At 74.6% G+C, this 422-nt stretch carries 1 protein-coding gene; it reads left to right on the top strand.

Annotated elements, in window-relative coordinates:
• Nucleotides 1-422: protein-disulfide reductase DsbD domain-containing protein (locus EJJ37_RS19965; RefSeq protein WP_275547969.1), on the top strand; the 422-nt coding region annotated here is incomplete at both ends.

Genomic DNA, 422 nt, shown 5'->3' with positions numbered 1-422 from the left:
GCCCTACGAGGGCGGCCCCAACGCCACGACGTTCCTCTTCACGGCCGAGGGCGCCGCGCTGGAGGGCTCGGTCGAGCAGCTCACCACCCCCGACACCCACTTCGACACCACCTTCGGCATGCAGATCGGCCCCTTCGCGGGCAAGGCACGCTTCGCCCAACGCGTGCGGCTCACGGCCGCCACGGCCACCGTCGCCGTCGACATCGAGTGGATGATCTGCGACGACCAGACCTGCATGCCGCCCGAAGACATCCGCCTCACGCTCACCGTCCCCGAGGGCTCGGAGGGCGCAGCGCCTGCCGCAGGCGCCGCCGAGGCCGAGACGCCGCAGGCCGGCGCCGCGCAGAATGCCGCCGCGGAGCAGCCTGCCGTCGCCCCCGCGGCCACGAAGGACGCCGCGGGCAGCGGCTCGCTCTGGGCCC

Source organism: Clostridium cuniculi (assembly GCF_004353185.1).
Taxonomy (GTDB): domain Bacteria; phylum Bacillota; class Clostridia; order Clostridiales; family Clostridiaceae; genus Clostridium; species Clostridium cuniculi.
The sequence above is the reverse complement of the archived record's forward strand: the minus strand, read 5'-3'. Positions and strand labels throughout refer to the sequence as shown.